Raw genomic sequence first — 17,226 nt, 5'->3', positions numbered from 1 at the left:
CGCTTTTTTATTGAATAAACTAAGACTTATACGTCTAGGTTCGCTACGTTCAAGGCGTTTTCTTGGATGAAGTTACGACGTGGTTCTACTTCGTCACCCATCAAGGTGGTGAACATTTGGTCAGCGGCAACAGCGTCGTCGATGGTGACGCGAAGCATACGGCGCGCTTCTGGGTCCATAGTGGTTTCCCAAAGTTGCTCAGGGTTCATCTCGCCCAGACCTTTATAACGCTGGATAGTCATGCCGCGAGACGCTTCTTTCATCAACCATGCTTTCATGTCGCTGATGGTTTTAACCACTTCACGACGTTCGCCACGTTGAATGTAAGACTCTTCACCAAACAATTCAGCTACGGTTTCAGACATAGCTACAATACGTTTGTACTCTGGTGAGTTGAAGAAGGTGCCTTCAAAGCGGTAGCGGTTAGAAACACCGTGAGACATGATGTCGACAACTGGCAAATAAATGTTACGTTCGTCGTCTTTCTCTACAGAGAAGTCAAAACGGAAACCGGTACGAGCATCTTGTGGCATTTGGCTACGGATAGCTTCAACCCATTCCAATACAGCGGCTTCTTTGGTTAAGTCTTCTTGTGTTAGGGCTTTGCAGTACAGAAGTTTGCCCATTACATCTTTTGGATACACACGAGACAAACGTTCAACATCGGCTTCAATGTGGATGTAATCACGTACTAATTTCGCTAAATGCTCGCCTTGGATGCCTGGAGCATCTTCGTTGACGTGCATATGAGCACCATCTAACGCTACTTCGATTAGATGTTGATCCATCGCTGCTTCATCTTTGATGTACTGTTCTTGCTTACCACGTTTTATTTTGAACAAAGGTGGTTGTGCAATGAAGATGTGGCCACGTTCGATGATTTCTGGCATTTGACGGAAGAAGAAAGTCAAAAGCAAGGTACGAATGTGCGATCCATCGACGTCGGCATCGGTCATGATAACGATGCTGTGGTAACGTAATTTGTCGGCGTTGAACTCGTCACGGCCGATACCACAACCTAATGCAGTAATCAGGGTACCAACTTCAACAGACGCGAGCATTTTGTCAAAACGGGCTTTCTCGACGTTCAAGATTTTACCTTTAAGAGGCAAAATAGCTTGCGTACGACGATCACGACCTTGTTTTGCCGAGCCACCTGCAGAGTCACCCTCCACTAGGTAGATTTCAGAAAGCGCTGGGTCTTTTTCCTGACAATCGGCCAATTTACCCGGCAAGCCTGCGATATCCAACGCGCCTTTACGGCGAGTCATATCACGAGCACGACGTGCTGCTTCACGGGCACGAGCCGCATCGATCATTTTGTTAACAATGATTTTGGCTTCGCCAGGTTTCTCAAGTAAATACTCAGAAAAACGTTTAGCCATTTCTTGTTCTACGGCTGTTTTTACTTCAGAAGACACTAGTTTGTCTTTGGTCTGAGAAGAGAATTTCGGATCCGGTACTTTTACCGATACGATCGCAGTCAAACCTTCGCGGCTATCATCGCCTGTCGTTGCGACTTTTTGCTTTTTCGCGAGACCTTCTTTTTCAATAAAGTTGTTCAACGTTCGCGTTAACGCACCACGGAAACCAGCAAGGTGAGTACCACCGTCGCGTTGTGGAATGTTGTTGGTGTAACAGTAGATGTTTTCTTGGAAGCCTTCGTTCCACTGCAATGCGACTTCTACAGCGATACCGTCTTCTAGGTCATCACGCTGGCAGATGAAGTGGAAAATATCGTTGATTGGCGTTTTGTTGGTATTCAAATGCTCAACAAAAGAACGCAAACCACCTTCGTAGTTGAAGAATTCTTCTTTACCAGAGCGCTCATCTTTCAATTTGATGGCAACACCAGAGTTCAAGAATGACAATTCACGTAGGCGTTTAGCCAAGATGTCATAATAAAATAAGATGTTAGTAAAGGTAGCTGGAGAAGGTTTAAAGTGAACCGTTGTACCCTTGCCGTCAGAATCACCAACAATCGCAAGAGGTGCTTGTGGAACACCATGTTTGTAGTGTTGTTCGTATACTTTGCCGTTTTTGCGTATCGTCAAAGTCAGTTCTTCAGATAGGGCGTTTACTACAGAAACACCTACACCGTGAAGACCACCGGAAACCTTGTATGAGTTATCGTCAAACTTACCACCAGCGTGAAGTACCGTCATGATAACTTCGGCTGCGGAAACGCCTTCTTCTTCGTGCATATCAACCGGAATACCACGGCCGTTATCCGAAACAGAAATCGATTCATCAGGGTGAATCAGTACTGTGATCGTGTCACAGTGACCAGCAAGGGCTTCATCGATGGAGTTATCCACGACTTCAAACACCATGTGATGCAAACCAGTGCCATCGTCAGTATCGCCAATGTACATGCCTGGGCGTTTACGTACGGCATCTAGCCCTTTGAGCACCTTGATACTGGACGAATCGTATTTATTTTCACTCATTTAACTCTCCTGCAAACCTTTGCTCAATAAAGACAATTCGCCATTAGTCATAGAAAACTGACGAACGTCTGTGGTGTCGGCCCAAGTAAAATCCGTTGTGTCGGGCTCGACACTGGTAATAAAAATTTGGCTGTTTAATGACTCCAACAACTGACAGAGTTTCTGTCTGTGGTTAGCATCCAACTCGGCTGGTAAATCATCCACTAAAAATACCAGAGGGCGACCCATATCGATCAGTAACTGTCCTTGCGCAATTTTTAATGCGGAAACAACAAGTTTTTGTTGGCCACGAGACAAGGTATCTAACGCATCTCCCGTCGCTGTTTTCACGCGTAAATCCGCTCTTTGTGGTCCTGTGTGCGTATACCCCAACTCGATATCTCGCTCACGTCCCGCTTCAACCGCCATGGCTAAATCTTTCTGTGCATCCCAGCCTTGAAAAAACTGCAAACTCACAGAAAGCTCTGTCGTTAATAGCGATAAAACCTTCACAAAGTGCGGTGTTAATTTTTCCACATACGCTTTGCGAGATTGATTGACTTGCTCACCCAGTCGGATCAATTCCTGATCAAATGCCGCCAATAAACTGAGCGATATTTTACCACGTCTGAGCAAGGTATTCCGCTGTTTTAATGCTTTTTGCCAGCCTCTCCACGCTTGAATGAAGTCTTTATCGAAATGAAACGCCCCCCAGTCGATAAATTGGCGTCTAATGCTCGGAGAACCCTCTAATAATCGAAATGCATCAGGGTTAATGAGCTGTACTGGAAGACGTTCTGCAAGCTCGATAACCGACTGCGCACGCTGTCCTTGGATACGTACATCAATTTGACCATCACGATAGCGCTGCAAACCAACACGAATAGGACTGCCTTGCGCTTGATGAAGCTGCGCGAAGACGATACAGGCCTCGTTTTCGTGTTGAATATAGGTCTTGTGTTTATGACTACGAAAGGAACGACCAAATGACAATAAATGAATGGCTTCTAAAACCGAGGTTTTACCGCTGCCATTTTTGCCAACAATCACATTTACTTGGGGCGAAGGTTCAAAGCGCACACTAGAAAGGTTGCGAACATGAGAGATGTCCAAACGCACCAGCGGCATAACTCTTAAACCTTAATTGGGGGAGGGAAGACAACCCGCTTGGCATTTTAGAAAACTAAATTTCCAAGCGGGTGATAGGTCTATCATCTAAGCGATGATTATAGACGCATCGGCATCACAACGTATTGTGCTGCGTGGCTTTGTGCTTCTTCGATCAAGGCGCTGCTGTTAGAGTCGTTCAATGATAAACGCACTTCTTGAGCGTCTACGACACCTAGTACGTCTAACAAGTAACCCACGTTGAAGCCCACTTCCATATTGTCGCCTTGGTATTGCACCAATACGGATTCTTCGGCTTCTTCTTGCTCTGGGTTATTGGCAAAAACTTGCAACATGCCGTTAGACAAAATCAAACGCACACCACGATATTTCTCGTTAGAAAGAATCGATGCACGAAGGAATACTTGACGTAATTCCAAACGATCCGCAATGACGATTTTTTCATTATTACGAGGAATAACACGATGATAATCTGGGAATTTGCCATCAACTAACTTAGAGGTGAACACATATTCCGCAACTTTTGCACGAATATGGTTTGTACCTATAGTTAGCTCAACCACTTCATCTGTATCGTTTAGCAAGCGGTTTAGTTCTAAAATACCTTTGCGAGGCACGATCACTTGCGTTAAATCGCCATTCACATGAGCATCTTCAACTGCGGTTGCCAAACGATGTCCGTCGGTTGCGACCACACGTAATTGACCATCAGCCACTTCTAGCAACATGCCGTTAAGATAATAACGCACGTCTTGGTTCGCCATCGCAAAACCCGTACGGTCGATCAAACGACGTACGCTATTTTGCGCAATAGAAACCGTTAAGTCACCTTGCATATCTTGGATATTCGGGAATTCATCTGCAGGTAAAGTAGACAAACTAAAACGTGAACGACCTGAACGAATAACCGCTTTTTGGTCATCCAAGGTAAATTCAATCACGGCGCTGTCTGGTAAGCTTTTACAAATGTCCATTAGTTTACGAGCTGGCACGGTAATACGGCCTTCTTCGCACTCATCTAATGGCACATGCCCCACTAATTCAACTTCTAAGTCAGAACCAGTAAGCGTTAATAGTTGGTCTTTCACTTCCACCAACACATTGGCCAAGACGGGCATGGTTTGTTTGCGCTCTACAACGCCTGCCACTAGTTGAAGTGGCTTAAGAAGTGTCTCGCGGACGACTGAAAATTTCATTATTTTCCTCGTAAACTCAAAGTCTTAGACCATCAGGTGGTCAGAATTCGCATCAATTGTTTGTAGTCTTCACGAATATCAGAATCCGTATCTTGCAGTTCTTTAATCTTGCGAATCGCATGCAAAGCTGTCGTATGGTCGCGACCACCAAATGCATCGCCAATTTCAGGCAAGCTGTGGTTGGTCAATTCTTTAGCTAACGACATCGCCACTTGGCGAGGGCGAGCAACAGATCGACTACGACGTTTCGACAGCAAATCACTGATCTTAATTTTGTAGTATTCCGCCACAATTCGCTGGATATTATCGATGTTTACCAGCTTATCTTGCAAGGCCAAAAGGTCTTTTAACGATTCGCGAACAAAATCTGGCGTAATCGCTCGTCCAGTAAAATGCGAGTTAGCGATAACACGCTTTAGCGCGCCTTCTAACTCACGTACGTTTGAACGTATTTTCTGAGCAATAAAGAATGCAGAATCATAAGATAACTTGATACCACTTTCATCTGCTTTACGCATCAAAATGGCAACTCGTGTTTCTAATTCTGGCGGTTCAATAGCAACCGTTAATCCCCAACCAAAACGCGACTTAAGACGATCTTCCAAGCCTTGGATCTCTTTAGGATAGCGGTCACAGGTCAAAATCATCTGCTGACCACCTTCTAACAAAGCATTAAAGGTGTGAAAAAACTCTTCTTGCGTACGGTCTTTACCGGCAAAAAACTGGATGTCATCAATTAATAAAGCATCAACAGAACGATAATAACGTTTAAAATCATTAATCGCGTTCAATTGTAGTGCTTTTACCATGTCAGCAACAAAACGCTCAGAATGCAGGTAAACCACCTTAGCATTCGGATTATGACGCATCATTTCAGTACCAACGGCTTGCATTAAGTGAGTTTTACCCAGGCCAACCCCACCGTATATAAAGAGAGGGTTATAAGCACCGCCTGGATTCTCAGCGACTTGCAATGCAGCGGCATGAGCGAGCTGGTTGGATTTACCCTCGATGAAGTTATCAAAGGTAAACGAATTATTCAGATTCGCGCCGTGGTTAATACCACCTTCTACTTGCACTTTACGTTTGGGCGCCGTTAATGGCAGTTGACCCTGTTCATAAGGTTCAAGCTCACCACGTAATCCCGTACCAGACAAGGTTAATGGTGCTTCAAATTCAAGGTCAGCATTTGGGCTGCCTTCTTCGTCATCCATTAAGCCAAAACCTGGGCGATAGCCAGACTCTCTTGCCACTTCATTATTTAAAGGGCTGATCGTCGGTTCACTTGATACCGGAGGCGGTGGAGGAGACATCTGATTTGCTTGAGCAAAATTTTGAGCTTTCACCGCTAGCTTTAAAGTAGGTGCAAGATCATCGCCAGCAAATTCAGACAACAATTCTTTTATGCGCGTTTGATATTTGTTACTCACCCAATCCAACACAAAACGGTTTGGTGCACTTAGGCACAATTCTCCATTCGGCATCATTTCAGCCTGCAATGGACGAATCCAGGTGTTGAACTGAGATGTGGAAAACTCACCCTGCAAGCGCTGCAGACAAAGATTCCAATGCTCCAAAGACACTGTAGACGTACTCCCTGGTTGAGTGACAGACAAGGAGCGGATTTTACATCGGGCACTTAAAGTTATCCACATATAAATAAAAAAAACCCACATACGACCTTAAATCGGAAAATGTTAATAACAAGCAAGGTTATACACAGCAGTAGATAAAAATTTCTATGTGTGCATAAAGACGCTAGTTATACACACGATAGTGTTGATTTATTTTTATGTTACACACAAGTGGAAAAGTTTTTAACTTTTTGATTTTTATACACATAAATTAATTAAATAGTTACATTGTGGATAAGATAATTTTATAAGATTCGCTTTATCCACTAACTAGGTAGAACTCTGTGTGTAAGTGTTTGATGGATTGTGTAGCTATTTTTTTATTAATTAAGCTGTGCTAAGCATTGAATTTGCTGAGGAAAGGCTCTAAAATCCGCGCTCTGATTTGACCAATCAAATGTAGAGGCTTGGCGGTCGCTAACCCTCAAAACTCAAACACTGCATTCAGTGAGAGAATTAAGATGAAAAGAACTTTCCAACCTAGCGTTCTAAAACGCAAACGTAACCACGGTTTCCGTGCTCGTATGGCTACTAAAGGCGGACGTCAAGTTATCGCTCGTCGTCGTGCTCGCGGCCGCAAGGTTCTAAGCGCATAAGTACGCTGATGACCGAATATTGTTTTCCTCGGCATGTCAGACTTCTGAATGCCGGGGATTATCAATCTGTCTTTAACGACACCTCCTCCAAAGTCTTCGCAGGCGAATTCCTTTTATTGGCACGAAAACGAGATGATGACCAAACTCGGTTGGGTCTTATTGTGTCTAAGAAAACGGATAAACGCGCGGTAGGCAGGAATCGTATCAAACGTTTGGTACGTGATTCCTTTCGTCACCACAAAATCCCTCTTTCTGGTCTAGATATCGTCTTCTTAGCGAGACAAGGTATTAAGGAGCTAGAAAACGCCGATTTGCACAACCGAATCGATAAAGCATGGGATCAGTTGGCAAAAAAAGCCCTAAAACCCGCTCAAAATAAAAAACGCGACCAATCTAGACAGAAATAGGCTGAAAAAACTGCCAAAGGCTGGTTTAATAGCGCGTGATTTTTATAAGGGTTCTGTGAACCTATTGTCCAACCAAACAAATTAGTTGAATACCATGGATTTCAGACGTTACTTTTTATGGGGTGCGCTTTTTATCAGTGGCTACCTACTGTTTTTACAGTGGAGCCAAGATTATGGTCCTCAGTCCACTCAGAGCGTAGCTCAAAGCACACAGTCTCAATCTGAGACAAACTCTCAAATGAGCGATGATTTGCCTACGGCAACTCAAAGCACAACCGAAGCCAATGCCGAAATTCCGCAAAGTGTGACAAAAATCGCACCAGGAAAATTGATTGAAGTAACAACCGATACCCTTCGTGTTGCGATCAATCCTGTCGGTGGTGACTTAGTTGAAGCAGCTCTTCTCCAATACAAAAAAGAATTAGGCAAGCCAGATCCATTTGTCATCCTAGAAGACGGCAGCGAGCGCACTTATGTGACTCAAAGTGGTTTAGTTGGTCAAAATGGTCCAGACGCTTCTCCTGAAGGTCGTCCAGTTTACCAATCTGAAAAAACGGCTTACACCCTAGCAGATGGTGAAGACTCGCTTGATGTGAATCTGTACTACACCGATGCCAAAGGCGTGAAATACACAAAAACCTTCCGCTTTATGAAAGGTAAATACCGTATTCGCCAATTGATCACAGTGGACAACACATCATCAAGCACTTGGCGCGGCAATCTTTTTGCTCAGATCAAACGTGACAACACGCCAGATCCAAGCAAAGCAACTAGTATGGGCCTACAGCCTTATCTAGGTGGCGCGATTTCTGATGAACAAACGAAATACAGCAAGGTTTCTTTCTCTGACATGAAAGAAGAGCCTGTTAAAACAACCACTACCAAAGGTTGGGTTGCGGTACTTCAGCATTACTTCGTTTCTGCTTGGATTCCAGAACAAGGCCAAAAAGTAACCTTGCAAGCTCGTACCAATGGTGACTTTAATATCGTTGGTTTCACTGGTACGCCAGTGGAAATTGCACCAGGTAAACAAGGTACATTAAGCTCTACTTTCTATGTTGGTCCAAAACTACAAGATCACCTAGAAAGCACAGCCGAAAACCTAGACCTAACCGTTGATTACGGCTGGTTATGGTGGTTAGCTAAACCTCTTTTCTGGTTGCTAACACTGATCCAGTCTTTCGTTATCAACTGGGGTATTGCGATTATCTTGATCGTAGTTTGTGTAAAAGCTGTTTTCTTCAAGTTATCAGCGGCAAGCTACCGTTCAATGGCGAAAATGCGTAAATTCGGACCTGAAATTGCCAAGCTGAAAGAAAAGTATGGTGACGACCGTCAGAAGATGTCGCAGGAAATGATGGCACTTTACAAGAAAGAGAAAATCAACCCATTAGGTGGTTGTTTGCCTATCTTGGTTCAAATGCCAGTATTCCTTTCTTTGTATTGGGTATTGATGGAATCCGTTGAATTGCGTCATGCGCCATTCTTCCTATGGATTCACGATTTATCAGTAATGGATCCGTACTTCATACTGCCAATTTTGATGGGTATCAGTATGTTTGTTCAGCAATCACTTAACCCAACGCCTCCAGATCCAATGCAAGCTCGAATCATGAAGATCATGCCTGTGGCATTCTCCATCTTCTTCTTGTGGTTCCCTGCAGGTCTAGTTCTATATTGGGTAACGAACAACACCTTATCCATATTGCAACAGTATGTGATTACAAAACGCATCGAAAAAGAAGTCTGATACCAAATAGGTTTAGGTTTCGATTAAAAAGGCTTCCCATTGGGAAGCCTTTTTTACGTTTAGATTGCCATGCATGTCTTGCTAACGGACAATGGCTAACAAACAAAAGTAATAACCTCTATTTATTTCCTTTTACCGCACAGAGTTTGATTATGACCGATTTCCAATACGCCACAGACCAAGACACGATTGCCGCACAAGCCACCGCTCCTGGCCGAGGTGGCGTAGGGATCATTCGTTTATCTGGTCCAAAAAGTCTTGCCATCGCCAAGCAAATAGTAGGCTTTGAACCTAAACCACGTTATGCCCATTACGTGCCTTTCAAAACGACGGATCAAGAACAGCTTGATGAAGGCATCGCCTTATATTTTCCAGGCCCGAACTCCTTCACTGGCGAAGACGTCTTCGAACTACAAGGCCATGGCGGCCCAGTGATTATGGACATGCTGCTGAGTCACTGTGTGGCACTTGGCGCCCGTTTAGCTCGTCCGGGCGAATTCTCTGAACGCGCTTTTATGAATGACAAAATGGACTTAACCCAAGCGGAAGCCATTGCCGACTTAATCGACAGTACCTCAGAACAAGCGGCTAAATGCGCCTTACGTTCCTTGCAAGGTGCTTTTTCAAAACGCGTAGACGAATTGGTCGAAGCCTTAATTCATCTGCGTATTTACGTAGAAGCCGCGATTGATTTCCCAGAAGAAGAAATCGACTTCATCGGTGACGGCAAAGTCGCAGCGGAGCTGGCTGGCATTCAAACGAAACTGGCAGAAGTCCTGAAAGAAGCGAACCAAGGCGCTTTGATCCGCGAAGGCATGAATGTGGTGATAGCAGGGCGTCCGAATGCCGGTAAATCCAGCTTGTTAAACGCCTTGTCTGGCAAAGAATCCGCCATTGTCACCAACATAGAAGGCACGACACGAGACGTCTTACGCGAGCATATCCACCTTGATGGCATGCCGCTGCACATTATCGATACAGCAGGCTTGCGTGACAGCCCAGACGAAGTAGAGCGCATTGGTATTCAGCGCGCCTGGGATGAAATCAGCAAAGCCGATCGCATTCTCATGATGGTCGACAGCCAATCCATTGATTCCAAAGACCCAAGCGAAATCTGGCCAGAATTCATGGAAAAACTGGGCAACACCAAACACCTTACCTTAGTACGCAATAAAGTCGACTTAACCAAAGAAGGCACAGGTATAGAAATGGTCTCAGGCGTCTCTGTTGTCTCTCTATCGGCAAAAACAGGCGAGGGCGTTTCCTGTTTAACTGAACACCTAAAAGCCGTCATGGGCTTCGACAGCACCACTGAAGGGGGCTTTATCGCTCGTCGTCGACACATAGAAGCGCTCAACAAAGCCAACCGTTTCTTAGACGCTGGTAACGAGCAACTACACGGCTACGGCGCAGGAGAGTTACTCGCCGAAGATCTCAAAGAAGCCCAACAAGCGCTTAGCGAAATCACCGGCGCTTTTACAAGCGATGACCTGCTAGGCCGCATTTTTGGCTCGTTTTGTATTGGGAAGTAGAATACGCAACTTGGTAGAAAGGTTGAAAATGGCAGGTTTAAATGCCAATTAACTGTAATTAAGGCGACAATAAATGTTTTTAAATTCAATGGATTGGATTAATGTTTGGTTTTCTAGTTGTTTAGCTATCTTAAACAAATACATTGCAACAAGTATATTTGTCGCTATAATTAATTCTAACAACACCCCTCCCGCTACCCGTAAGATCAGCGCCCTGCGAGGGGTTACTTGTTTCTGGGGGAATGAAAAATGACTACCCAGAACAAAATCCTTTTTACTAAGCCGCCTAAGACGTTTGCTGAACAAGTTCAGATACTGCAATCTCATGGTTTGGATATTCCAGATCAATCGAAAGCTGAATTTTATCTTTCACAGCTAAATTATTATCGGCTATCAGCTTACTGCTTACCCTTCGAGACAAATCACACGACTCATCAGGTTGCTCCCGGTACAACGTTCGATGATGTACTAAACCTCTATATTTTTGATCGAGAGTTACGCTTACTGCTTCTAGATGCTATCGAAAAAATCGAAGTCTCATTAAGAACGCAAATGGCTTATCACTTAAGTCACCGTCATAATACAGCGCACCCGCATCTTGACCCCTCAATATTTCACAATACGGGAAGACATCAAGATGGGTTAAACAAGTTGAAAAAAGATGTACATCAAAGCGATGAAGACTTTATTCGCCATCTAACAACTAAGTATCAGGAGACATTACCTCCCATATGGGCCGTAGTTGAGCTGATGACTATGGGGCAATTATCCAAATGGTTTTCCAATATCAATGAGAGACAAGACCGCAAAGCGATCTGTCAGGTTTACAATCTCAATGAAACAGTAATGACTTCGTTTTGCGAACACTTATCATTAGTGAGAAACAAAGCTGCCCATCATGCGAGGCTATGGAATCGCGTTTTTCCTAAGCAAATGAAGTTACCAACAGTCGGTCCGAACAATTTGATTAATAGCATTTTGCGCTTGCCTCACAACGATAGGAACTTAAAAAAGCTCTACAACACGTTGACAATAATGCTATATCTCATGGATATAATAGCCCCTGGGCATCACTGGAAAACGAGACTCAAAAACTTAATCAATACGCATGCCATAGACCCGGCAAAAATGGGTTTTCCCGCTGATTGGGAAAACCGTCCTCTGTGGATCTAAGAAGGTGTGATAGATAAAAAATTCACGGCTACGGAGCAGGAAAGTTACTAGCCGAAGATCTCAAAGAAGCCCTCAGCGAAATCACTGGCGCTTTTACAAGCGATGACCTGCTAGGCCGTATCTTTGGCTCATTTTGTATAGGGAAATGATAAAAAAGTAAAAAAGTATTTGAGCTCTAAACCATTAAAGGTTTAGAGCTCGGAAAATCTTCAGCCCACGGTCATTTTGACTTTCGGATAGCGGACTTTTTTGCTTCTTGGGCTGGCGAGGAAGTAGGCGAGCGTCAGTGGCCCAAGGCGGCCGATGAACATCAAGAAGATAATGATGCCTTCTCCTGTGTTACTCAATGATCCGGTCAAACCACGAGAAAGGCCAACCGTGCCCAGTGCCGATACGGCTTCGAAGACAACGTCGATCATCTGTGCGTGCTTTTCACTCACCAGTAATACGAATATAGCCAACCAAGTGACACCGATGGAAATCATGCTCAAGGCCAGAGCTTTACTGATTACTTCCTTAGGAATCTCGCGCTTAAAAACGTTTACTTCTTCATCACGGCGCAGGTAAGCGTAGGTTGCTAAGACCAACAACATAAAAGTCACGACTTTGATGCCGCTGGCGGTACTCAAGGACCCACCACCAATGAACATCAGCACCAACATCAGTGACGTCGTCGCGTCTCTTAGTTCTTCAATGGCAAGAGTATTAAAACCCGCTGTGCGCGGGGTGACCGCTTGAAACCAAGACGCCAGCCACTTGCCCGTTTCGCTCAATGGACCAAGAGTATTCGGATTGCTGTATTCAATAAAATAGATGGCAAGCAGGGCGACAAAATTGATAACAATCGTGCCGGTAATCATCATTTTGCTGTAAGAAGAAAGTCTCGCCCAGCGGCGATTTTTCATCAGATCAATCCATACAGAAAAACCCAAACCACCAATGATGAACAAACCGCTAATAGTAAAATTCACGATAGGGTCAGCCACGTAGGGCATTAAGCTCGCTGAGGAGAGCGCAAAACCAGCGTTATTAAAGGCGCTGATAGTGTAAAAGAAACCATGGAATAAACTGGTTTTCCATCCCAAGGAATCACTCCAATGCAGCGCAAGAATCAACATACCGATGACTTCGACAATCAAGGAAAACAGTAATACAGACTTCGCCGTAGAAACGATGGTGGAGGCGTCTGTTTGATTAAATGCTTCAATGGCTACCGTACGCTGCAAAAAACCAATACGGCCGCCTAACGCGACGAGAGTGACGATAGCGAAGGTCATTAAGCCAAGGCCGCCGCATTGGATCAAAATCGCAATCACGACTTGTCCAAACATGGTAAAGGCCGTTCCCGTGTCTTCTACCACTAAGCCCGTCACTGTGACGGCAGACGTAGCGGTAAAGACGCTGTGTAGCCAGGAAATCGGTTGTGTGGTGGCAATCGGTAATTTAAGCAGTAAGGTACCGATAATAATCAGCAGTAAAAAACCACCACATAAAATCAAAGGTGGCGCCGCCATGATTTTTTTCGCCGCTTTTGGATGACGCTCTATGGCGGTAACCGCAGGATCCCAATTCACCATCTCAAGCCAGCCTTGGTGCGATATGTTTTAGTTCACTGCGAGGGCCACACAGCAACAAGATATCTTTCTCTTTTAGAACAAAGGTTTTGTCTAACTGCAAAAACGTCTCTTGCTCACGTTTAACCATCACCGCATCGACTTTTCCTTTTGCCGGGTCCAGAACATCACCAAGAGGACGTCCGTCTAACTGTGGTTTGATATGAATCTCCACCACGTACAAACCATGACCAATAGACAAATAATCGTTCACCATCGGGTAATTCAGTGCTTGCGCTACTCGCACACCCATTTCTTCTTCTGGATGAATGATACGTGCCACGCCTAGTTTAGAGACAATGGTATGATGGGCGCGGCTACTGGCTTTGACCCAGATTTCTTTTACACCGAGCTTTTTCAGTGCCAAGATGCACAACAGGCTAGATTCCATGTCTTCGCCAATAGCCACCAGCACAGCATCGCTGTTGATCAGATCAAGCTCTTTTAGCGCGTTTTCGTCGGTAGAATCACAAATCATCACTTGGGTGAAGTCATCGACGTACTTTTCAGCAATTTTCGAATCTCGATCTACGCCCGTTACCGTATGGCCTAAATAAATCAGCTCCATGCTGGCTGCAACACCAAAACGCCCTAAACCAATCACTGTAAAATGCGCCATATTGATTACCTTTTGTTCGTATTTTTGAAGAGTCTTTCGATAATTTAACGATCAGATAAAAATCGATAACCCAGACCAGGTTCCGTTTTGATAACACGCTGATCATTGGCATTATCGTTGAGCTTTTTTCGCAGCTGGCTAACTAAAATTCGCAAGTAGTGCGAGTCTCGGGTATGAGTCACACCCCAAATTTTGGCCAGCAACTCTTCTTGCATCACCAGTTTGTCTGGCGTGGTCATCAACATGCGTAAAAAGGCAAATTCCTTCTTGGTTAACGCCAAGGGCGCACCTTGTAACCACACCTGATTGCTACTGATTTCTAACTTAATATTACCTGTTTCTAGAACATCTGCCGGTGAGTGGGTATTCACTAAATCCCGTAACAAGACTTTCACTCGAACAATTAATTCGCGAATGCCAAAGGGTTTGCTCAGGTAATCATTCGCGCCCGCTTCAAGCAGGCGAATCTTTTCATCTTCTTCATCCCGAGCAGTCAGAATCAAAATAGGCGTGTTGCTGATGGCTCGCACATAGTTGACCAAATCCATGCCGTCGCCGTCTGGTAAGCCTAAATCCAAAATCAACAAATGCGGTGAATTTTGTTCTATCAAACGTTTTGCAGCAGCGATGGATTCGGCACCAAGATACTCAAAACCTTCTGTAGCTAATGAAATACGAATGAAGGTGTGGATTTGAGGCTCATCATCGACCACCAAGATTTTATAAGAGGTCACGATTCACTACCTTTTTCGTTAAGAGACGGTTCAATGCACGCAGGCAAACAGATACGAATTAAGCAGCCTTGCTCAACGGGAATAGATTGAATAGAACCATGGTGAGCCGCAATAATACCTTTTGATACCGCCAAACCTAAACCTGTGCCGCTGTCATTTCGCTTGAAAGAGTCGACCGAATAAAACAGCTCAAAGATGCTTTCAGACTCGGCAGAGCTGATACCAACCCCTTGATCTCGCACATCAATAACAACCTGAGGATGTTTGTTATCTGTATCCAGTTTTTTTATCGAAATAGTGACAGTTTTGTCTATTGGTGAATATCGCAAGGCATTATCGATAACGTTAAAAATGGCCTGCTGAATAAGCGACGCACTCACCGAAATCAGCGGCAGCTTATCGTCTATTTGTAGAATCAAACGGGACTTTTGCTGACTAAAACGGTCCATAACAAGATGAATAATGGCAACGGCTGATTGCTCAGACACTTTTGGAACAACTACGCCATGGTGCAGTTTTGTCGCTTGCAGTAGGTTCTCTATATATTGGTGAAGACGATGACTTTCGACGGTGGCACTGTCTAGCAACTCTTGCTTTTCCTGCTCAGAGAGCTTATCCATGTATTCTTTTAAGGTGCTCAAAGTACCGATAATAGTCGCCAGCGGCGTGCGTAAATCATGAGAAACTGACAATAAAATACTGTTACGAAGTTGCTCTTGTTTTAATTGGTTTTGCTGATGTTGATATAACTCTGCCAGCTTACTGGTGATTACCGCCACCAGCAGAAATACCAGTAAATTCAACATGTCATCGCCATTAAACATCTCGAATGAATAACGCGGCGTGGTAAACAGGAAATTAAAGCAAAGCGCTTCAAACAGCGCCACGCCATACACCCATCGGGAACGACAGGATAAAGCGACTACCACCACCGCCAGCTGCAAAATCAGCAAAACGGCAATATTGGACCCAAGCCAAATATCCAATCCATAGCTGATCAGCAAAGCCGTGCTAACAGCAAGCACGGCTAAATAGTGAGAAGGGATTGTTGGTGTTTTCATTTTCATGGTGTCGCTTGTCAACGCCTTTAAATAAAGAAGAGTACAAGCAAGACTGTAGCAAAGGGCGCAGAGATTGGCGCGTAAAAAAACCGTAACGTTTTTATTGGCCATCGCATTAATTGGACCGCCACATTAATTAGCTGATCAAACGACCTAATTGAATTGCGGCGGCGATGTTTCGTGATGAGTTGATTAGATTGCTTTCGGCTTGAGCCAAGATATTATCCAAGCTATCGAGCGCCGGAATAATGGGGAATATCGCCAACATGCCGTGCGCCAAAATCGCTTCGGCATCTCTACCCAAACTACCAGCAATACCAATGGTTGGAACCCCGTTTGCGTTGGCTTGTTTCAACACGCCCATGGGTGTTTTGCCAAAGACAGTTTGGCCATCTATTCGGCCTTCACCAGTAATCACTAAATCGGCATTTTTCAACTTGTCAGCCAGACCAACCGTTTCCATGACAATCTCGATGCCGGGCTTTAAAGTCGCATTAAGAAACACTTTCGCCCCCAATCCCATGCCACCAGCCGCGCCAGCGCCAGGATCGAGTCGATGGTCAGCAAAACCATTCTGCACTAAAACATCCGCAAAGTGCTCGAGTGTTTTATCTAACAAGATCACCATTTCAGGTGTTGCGCCTTTTTGAGGACCAAAAATAGCGGAAGCACCACGTTCACCACATAAAGGATTATCAACATCACAGGCAACATCGAAGCGGCATTCGGCGAGAAGAGGGTGCGCTTGGCTCACATCAACCTGACTCAATTGCGCGAGCGCCATACCGCCAAAGGGTAGTTCTTGATTATTATCGCCTTGAAATTGAATGCCTAATGCTTGTGCCAAACCAACACCCGCGTCATTGGTTGCACTGCCACCTAATCCCAAAACAATGTGTTTAATGCCTCGATCTAGGGCATCTTTGATCAGTTCACCGGTTCCAAAGCTAGTGGTGTAAAGTGGATCACGCTGATCCCGTGGCACCAAATGCAAACCTGAAGCGGACGCCATTTCGATCACCGCAGTGGCCGATGTCTGGCCTTCGGTTGCACCTAAAATACCGTATTGCGCCATCACTTTATTGCCCAGTGGCCCTGTGACTTCAAGATCCACCAAATACCCTTGAGTCGCATCGACCATGGATTGCACCGTGCCTTCACCGCCATCCGCCATCGGCACTTTGATGTATTGTGCGTCAGCAAATACTTGACGAAAGCCCGCTTCAATCGCATTCGCTACTTCCAGCGCGGTTAAACTTTCTTTAAAGGAATCCGGTGCAATCACAATCTTCATAGCTGTTCCCTTTGTGTCATTGAGTTTTGAATAAATCAAAGCAAGAAATGCGCCTATCTA

Annotated in this window: 14 protein-coding genes; 5 read left to right on the top strand and 9 right to left on the bottom strand. The window is 44.7% G+C overall.

Going from position 1 to position 17,226, the window contains the following annotated elements; all coding sequences use genetic code 11:
- Positions 1-26: 26 nt before the first annotated feature.
- The 4 genes from gyrB to dnaA all read right to left on the bottom strand — a co-directional run bounded on the left by gyrB (position 27) and on the right by dnaA (position 6,336).
- Positions 27-2,450, bottom strand: a complete 2,424-nt coding sequence (gene gyrB / locus KPL72_RS00750; protein ID WP_219701194.1) for a DNA topoisomerase (ATP-hydrolyzing) subunit B — start codon at positions 2,448-2,450, stop codon at positions 27-29.
- Positions 2,451-3,557, bottom strand: coding sequence for a DNA replication/repair protein RecF (recF, locus tag KPL72_RS00745; RefSeq protein WP_212917079.1), 1,107 nt, complete (start codon positions 3,555-3,557; stop codon positions 2,451-2,453).
- A gap of 98 nt (positions 3,558-3,655) precedes the next feature.
- Positions 3,656-4,753, bottom strand: a complete 1,098-nt coding sequence (dnaN, locus tag KPL72_RS00740) for a DNA polymerase III subunit beta (RefSeq protein ID WP_219701191.1) — start codon at positions 4,751-4,753, stop codon at positions 3,656-3,658.
- A 32-nt stretch (positions 4,754-4,785) separates the two neighbouring features.
- Positions 4,786-6,336: a chromosomal replication initiator protein DnaA gene (dnaA, locus tag KPL72_RS00735; RefSeq protein ID WP_212917077.1), complete on the bottom strand. Its 1,551-nt coding sequence runs from the start codon at positions 6,334-6,336 to the stop codon at positions 4,786-4,788.
- A gap of 512 nt (positions 6,337-6,848) precedes the next feature.
- Between dnaA and rpmH the strand changes: the two genes are divergently transcribed.
- The 5 genes from rpmH to KPL72_RS00710 all read left to right on the top strand — a co-directional run bounded on the left by rpmH (position 6,849) and on the right by KPL72_RS00710 (position 11,845).
- Entirely contained in the window at positions 6,849-6,983 is a 135-nt protein-coding gene (gene rpmH / locus KPL72_RS00730) for a 50S ribosomal protein L34 (RefSeq protein WP_012072147.1), read from the top strand.
- An 8-nt stretch (positions 6,984-6,991) separates the two neighbouring features.
- The gene (gene rnpA, locus KPL72_RS00725) at positions 6,992-7,390 is read left to right on the top strand and encodes a ribonuclease P protein component (protein WP_219701189.1); all 399 of its coding nucleotides are present in this window, start codon (positions 6,992-6,994) and stop codon (positions 7,388-7,390) included.
- Positions 7,391-7,484: 94 nt separating this feature from the next.
- Positions 7,485-9,140 (top strand): membrane protein insertase YidC, encoded by a 1,656-nt coding sequence (gene yidC, locus KPL72_RS00720; RefSeq protein ID WP_212917076.1) that lies wholly within the window; start codon positions 7,485-7,487, stop codon positions 9,138-9,140.
- Positions 9,141-9,292: 152 nt separating this feature from the next.
- The gene (gene mnmE, locus KPL72_RS00715; RefSeq protein ID WP_219701187.1) at positions 9,293-10,672 is read left to right on the top strand and encodes a tRNA uridine-5-carboxymethylaminomethyl(34) synthesis GTPase MnmE; all 1,380 of its coding nucleotides are present in this window, start codon (positions 9,293-9,295) and stop codon (positions 10,670-10,672) included.
- Positions 10,673-10,921: 249 nt separating this feature from the next.
- Entirely contained in the window at positions 10,922-11,845 is a 924-nt protein-coding gene (locus tag KPL72_RS00710) for an Abi family protein (protein WP_219701184.1), read from the top strand.
- A 209-nt stretch (positions 11,846-12,054) separates the two neighbouring features.
- On the opposite strand, the gene KPL72_RS00705 is transcribed toward KPL72_RS00710, so the two are convergent.
- The 5 genes from KPL72_RS00705 to KPL72_RS00685 all read right to left on the bottom strand — a co-directional run bounded on the left by KPL72_RS00705 (position 12,055) and on the right by KPL72_RS00685 (position 17,166).
- Positions 12,055-13,422 carry a TrkH family potassium uptake protein gene (locus tag KPL72_RS00705; protein WP_219701183.1) on the bottom strand — a complete coding sequence of 456 codons (1,368 nt, stop codon included), beginning with the start codon at positions 13,420-13,422 and terminating at the stop codon, positions 12,055-12,057.
- A gap of 1 nt (position 13,423) precedes the next feature.
- The gene (locus KPL72_RS00700) at positions 13,424-14,077 is read right to left on the bottom strand and encodes a potassium channel family protein (RefSeq protein WP_212917066.1); all 654 of its coding nucleotides are present in this window, start codon (positions 14,075-14,077) and stop codon (positions 13,424-13,426) included.
- Positions 14,078-14,121: 44 nt separating this feature from the next.
- A complete protein-coding gene (locus KPL72_RS00695) occupies positions 14,122-14,811 on the bottom strand; it encodes a response regulator transcription factor (protein WP_219701182.1) in 690 nt (229 codons plus the stop codon).
- Positions 14,808-15,878, bottom strand: coding sequence for a sensor histidine kinase (locus tag KPL72_RS00690; RefSeq protein ID WP_219701181.1), 1,071 nt, complete (start codon positions 15,876-15,878; stop codon positions 14,808-14,810). The genes KPL72_RS00695 and KPL72_RS00690 overlap by 4 nt, the downstream gene beginning before the upstream one ends.
- 130 nt (positions 15,879-16,008) lie before the next feature.
- The gene (locus KPL72_RS00685) at positions 16,009-17,166 is read right to left on the bottom strand and encodes a glycerate kinase (RefSeq protein WP_219701179.1); all 1,158 of its coding nucleotides are present in this window, start codon (positions 17,164-17,166) and stop codon (positions 16,009-16,011) included.
- Positions 17,167-17,226 lie beyond the last annotated feature (60 nt).

The organism is Marinomonas lutimaris, assembly GCF_019426345.1.
Taxonomy (GTDB): Bacteria; Pseudomonadota; Gammaproteobacteria; order Pseudomonadales; family Marinomonadaceae; genus Marinomonas; species Marinomonas lutimaris.
This window is presented reverse-complemented; position numbering and strand designations above follow the sequence as displayed.